At 55.5% G+C, this 2,588-nt stretch carries 2 protein-coding genes and 1 pseudogene; 2 read left to right on the top strand and 1 reads right to left on the bottom strand.

Annotation, left to right across the window (positions count from 1 at the left end; all coding sequences use genetic code 11):
* Positions 1 to 106: 106 nt before the first annotated feature.
* Positions 107 to 913: a WecB/TagA/CpsF family glycosyltransferase gene (locus RMSM_RS33550; RefSeq protein ID WP_008708299.1), complete on the bottom strand. Its 807-nt coding sequence runs from the start codon at positions 911 to 913 to the stop codon at positions 107 to 109.
* Between the two features lie 355 nt (positions 914 to 1,268).
* On the opposite strand from RMSM_RS33550, the gene RMSM_RS33545 reads away from it, so the two are divergent.
* On the top strand, positions 1,269 to 1,934 hold the full coding sequence (locus RMSM_RS33545) for a class I SAM-dependent methyltransferase (protein ID WP_008708297.1): 666 nt from the start codon (positions 1,269 to 1,271) through the stop codon (positions 1,932 to 1,934).
* 174 nt (positions 1,935 to 2,108) lie between these two features.
* A pseudogene (gene thyA / locus RMSM_RS33540) lies at positions 2,109 to 2,588 on the top strand (thymidylate synthase); the annotation flags it as partial.

Below are 2,588 nucleotides of genomic sequence, written 5' to 3'. Positions count from 1 at the left end.
AGGAACTCTGGCGAGTCCCACTACGAAAGTAGATGGCATTGGGCTCGCGCCGTGCCGCTACCAAAGTCGAAACCATGGGACTCGCACCGCGAGCTGAAACACTTCCCTAGCCAAACAACACTTCGTTTTCAGGCTCAACTCCCGCGTCGCTGCGGCGGACGTACAGACGAAGTTTCTGTAGGGTTAACAGCGAAACAAACGCTGGGTTCGTCGTCGCGTAACGCTTCCATAATCGTTTGGGCTCGCGAGTAAAACGAAACAACCACTCCAGCCCGTTGCGCTGCATCCACGGCGGAGCCTGGGCGAGTGCGCCGGCGTGAAACGCGAACGCGGCACCGACGGCGATCAAGGGCATGTTGACGCGGTCACGCATCTCGTAGGCGAACACCTCTTGTCGCGGGCACCCCAGACCGACAAAACAAATCCCGGCGCCGCTGTCCCGAATCTCTGCTGCCAATTCGTCACGTTCGGCGACCGATAGACTACGAAACTTGGATGCTCGCTTGCCGGCGATTTGCAGCTTGGGAAATTTGGCACAGAGGTTCTTGGCGAAACCATCCAGCATCTCTTGGGTCGCACCAAATAAGAAAATCGACACGCCCGCCTCGGCCGCCGCTTCACAAATCTTCAGCGTCAATGTGGGACCGTACACGCGATCGGGCAATTCACATTGGTACAACCCATTGAGCGCCCAGCGGACCGGTTGGCCGTCGGGACAAACCAAATCGAATTGGTTTAATCGATACTGGTGCTCCTTGTCTCCCACCCCCGTCATCACACCGTGCACCGCCAGCGCCGTGACCGCGAGCGGTTGATGTTGCTGGCCCGCGTCGATCACCCGTTTTACCGCCGCTTCGTAATCAATCGCACTGACGTTGATCCCCAGAACGTTGTATTTCCCTAAGTCAATCATCAATCGGTTCCGCTAATCTGATCCCATTCGTCCTGCGACTCTCGTTCGCCCTGCGACGCCGTTCGTCAAGACATCGCTGCCGCGTCGCTCTTTTGCCGATGTCAATTTGCCACCACATCTAGCCGCCACGAAAGCCCCCCCACCGGACAAAATAATATTCGATCTTTCGGTTTTGGCTCGGATGCGAAACACAAGATCGCTAACGGGGCATGGGCTTTATGCCCGATAGTAGTTGGACGAACCTGTTTTGAAGTTGGCAACGCGAAATTTTCATAGAATGGGGCAGACGCATCCCGCAATACCTGTATTCGCGCAGCACATCGCTCGTTTTCCGCTTTTTTGATGGAACCACCACGTGACACTCGCTCGTACGCTTGAACCTGAAACGATGGACGCTTTCGATGAGGCGGTGGCCTATCTGGAGATGAACCACGCCGAGGTCAATCGTATTTTTGCTGACGACCTTTTTGCGGGCGGCACGACAGGCCCCCGAGTGATCGACCTGGGCTGTGGCCCCGCGATCCTGGCAATTGAGATTGCCTCACGCGACCAGGCAATCGAAGTCATGGCAGTCGATCTTTCTACGGAAATGCTGGGACTTGCCAAACAAGAAATCGATTTCGCAGGAATGCTTGAACAAATCATGCTCCACCAAGCCGATGCCAAAACGATGACGGGGTACGAGGACGCGATTGCCGACACGGTGGTTTCCAACAGTCTGATCCATCATCTGGAACAGGCGGACGAGGCGATCAAAACCGCAATGCGGTTGGTCAAACCCGAGGGACGCGTGTTCATCCGCGACCTAATGCGTCCCGAATCGGAATCCGCCGTCGAATCGCTTGTTCAACTTTATGCCGGGGACGAAAACGACGTCGCCAAGCAGTTGCTGCGACAATCGCTGCATGCGGCGCTGACGCTAGACGAAATCCGAGACACCGCGGCGGAATGTGGAATCGACGGCGAGTGCGTCCAAGCCACGAGCGATCGACACTGGACGATCGACTGGACTCGACCGTGACGTGTCCCAGTCGGCTTTCCGCCGTTGTCGATATTCAAAACATGCCGCCTCTCGGCAAACCCGTTGTTTGCCCGATAGAATTAGCGATCGCATGAATGCATGGTTTCCCGACGCCGCGACCAAGCGACATTTTTTATTTTCACCTTCATATCCAACATATCCAAACTTCATCCGATGCGAACTTACCTTCAATTGCTCGACGAAGTCTTGAACCATGGCCTCGACCGCGACGACCGTACCGGGGTCGGAACACGCGGCCTGTTTGGACGCCAAATGCGATTTGACTTGAGCGAGGGTTTCCCGCTGTTAACGACCAAAAAGCTGCATATGCATTCGATTTTGCATGAATTGCTGTGGTTTTTACGTGGCGATACCAACATCAGCTATCTTCGCGAAAACGGTGTCAGCATTTGGGACGAATGGGCTGACGAAGAGGGCAACTTGGGCCCGGTGTACGGCCAACAATGGCGTTCGTGGGAAGGCGGCAATGGGGAAACGGTCGACCAAATTGCCTGGGTCACCAACGAAATTCGCGAGAACCCTCAATCCCGCCGCTTGATCGTTTCGGCCTGGAACGCTCATCAGATCGAAAAAAATGGCGCTGCCCCCCTGCCATCTGCTTTTTCAGTTCTACGTGGCGGGCGGAAAACTCTC

It is taken from the genome of Rhodopirellula maiorica SM1 (assembly GCF_000346295.1).
Classification (GTDB): Bacteria; Planctomycetota; Planctomycetia; order Pirellulales; family Pirellulaceae; genus Novipirellula; species Novipirellula maiorica.
Note: the sequence above shows the minus strand (reverse complement) of the source record. Positions and strands in the feature narration are given on the sequence as shown.